Source organism: Clostridia bacterium (assembly GCA_019683875.1).
GTDB lineage: Bacteria > Bacillota > Sulfobacillia > RBS10-35 > Bu92 > Bu92.
In genome coordinates this window covers 1-2,200 of record JADGHN010000192.1, presented here as the reverse complement: position 1 = coordinate 2,200, position 2,200 = coordinate 1, and the positions used below count along the sequence as shown (strand labels likewise).

Here is a 2,200-nt window from a genome sequence, read left to right as displayed (position 1 = left end):
CGCGAGGGCCGTTTCCGGAAAACCGCCGGCCAGGAGGTAGCGGGGCAGGTGCGGCTCGACCGCCTTCGCGCGCGTGACCAGCGCCTGCGCCTCAGGGGCCGGAAGAGCGGCGAGTGCCGCGAGGTCGAGACCCTTCGGCATGGGCGGCACCGGAAGGTTGCGCAGCTGCAGGTACTCGTAAAACGAAAGCGGCGGCACCTGGACGTCCGTCCAGCGTCCCGCGCCGGATTCGGCGCCCTCCACCTGGAGGCGGGCGCTGGCCGATCCCGTCGCCACAATGCGGTAACCCGGGTGCTGGTCGACGAGGATCTTGAGCCAAGCTGCCCAGTCCGACGCGTAATGGATCTCATCAAGAAGGAGCAGCACCTCCGGACTGCCGGCGGCGACGTTCACCTGAAAGATCTCGACGAGACTCTCGAGGCTGACGAGCTTCAGGATCGGGTGGTCGAAGGAGACGTAAAGAATCCGCTCCGGCGGCCATCCTTGCTTGAGATAACGGTCCGCGACCTGGTACAGGATGGTCGTCTTGCCCACGCGCCGGGCGCCGGAGAGGATCACGGCGCGGCGCAGGTCCCGCCGCGCCAGCAGGCGGATGGCCTCGTGGAACGGGATGCGCGGAAACGGGCGGAGCAGGTCCCCCGGCACGGTGCCGGTGGACCACCACGGATTGAATCCCCTCAGGACCTGCAGGACCTGGACGTCTTCCACAACGGCCACAATCGTCAGCCCCTCCGCCGACAATTATGGCCGTTTTTTGTCCAGTATACTAGACATTTACCGCCCCCCGATGGCGCGGCCGTTCTTGAGGAAGTCCGGGATGTCCCCGCCCAGGAAGCTCCGCTTGCCGGTGAACAGGTCGAGCGACCACGTGCCGGCGTAGCGCGGGTGGCTGGAACGCTCGTGCCACACCACCTTCACGCCGACCGTGTCGATCACGATGGACGAACCCCGCCGCGTGAGCGCTGCGGAGAGTCCGTCGACCAGCTTGAGCAGGCGCAGCATGGGCAATAGCGCCGTCGGGAACTCCGGCGGCAGCTCGTGCTCCTCGTGGTGGTGATAGCGGACGAGCGCGACCACGTGCGGGTGCTCGTCGTAAAACGTCTCCGCGATGTCGGCGCTGCGCTGCGCGTGGAGCTTTGAAGGTTCGAAGGCCTCCCGCGGGTCGACGACGTCGCCCGGCTTCAGGTCCGGCTGGGACTTGCCGAGGTCGTGGAAGATCACGGCGCGGACCAGCTGGTCCTTGTTGATGCCGATGGGCATGCCGCCCTTGCGGTGCAGATCCGCGAGGACCTTCAGCGCGTTGATGACGTGCCGGTAGCCGCCGTCCGGGATGACTTCCGTGATGGTGATCGTGTTGGTGGCGGGGTCGAAGACGTCGCGGAACTCCGGCGTGCTCTTGAGCTTCTGCTCCACGCGGGTGTTGGGCAGCGTGAGCGCGAAGGCGTCGTCCAGCTCGTCCCGGGCGGCGAGGAGCTGCATCTCCGTCCGCTTTTGCTGGGTGATGTCGGTGAACGTCTGGATCGCGCCGACGACCTTCCCGTCGACGATGAGCGGCACGAAATTGCAGTTCCAGATGCGGCCGTCCTGGAGGTGCGACTCCACGTTGTAGAATGCCTTGCCGGTCTCCAGCACCTCGAAGATCGGGGAGCGGTCCCGGCTGATCTGGGTGGCGCGCTGGCCGATGCGCTCCGACGCTTTCACGCCCGTGAGGCGCTCCGCCGCGGGGTTGAACTCCCGGATGTAGAGATCCTTGTCCACGACGATGATGCCCTCGCGCAGCGAATGCAGGATGTGCTGGGCGAGGATCGCGCCGTCCGTCAAAAAGGGCGCGGGTGCGGTCCGCCCGTTGCCTGAGAGCTCCCGTGCGGCGGCCACCTCGCTGCGCGCGGTGGACGCATGGTCTTTTCGCCGTCGATTTTGCGGCATCGACTCTCTCCCCGAACGTCGGATCGAATTCACCGCGAAAAAAAGGCGAATGAGCGCCCAAGACCGGTCCGATCTCCGGCGCGCGGGCGCGGGCGCGCCCGTGTCGAGGCTTGGCGCGGATTCGACCCGGAATCGGCGTTTTCCTGCTATATTTTGTCGATCTCTGGCGTTCAGACTTTAAGACCAAGATATGGCGCTCGGAATCGCGGTCGTACGCTGTCGCTGGTGGCGGCTGGCGGTGAGGTGAGGACGGGAGGGCGCGGCCGGCGGGGAC

At 66.5% G+C, this 2,200-nt stretch carries 2 protein-coding genes; both read right to left on the bottom strand.

All coding sequences use genetic code 11. The features are described from left to right. Positions 1 to 717 (bottom strand): AAA family ATPase (locus tag IRZ18_09795; protein MBX5477397.1); only part of this gene is annotated, 717 nt, incomplete at its 3' end. A gap of 57 nt (positions 718 to 774) precedes the next feature. Then, positions 775 to 1,926: a PAS domain-containing protein gene (locus IRZ18_09790; GenBank protein ID MBX5477396.1), complete on the bottom strand. Its 1,152-nt coding sequence runs from the start codon at positions 1,924 to 1,926 to the stop codon at positions 775 to 777. Positions 1,927 to 2,200 lie beyond the last annotated feature (274 nt).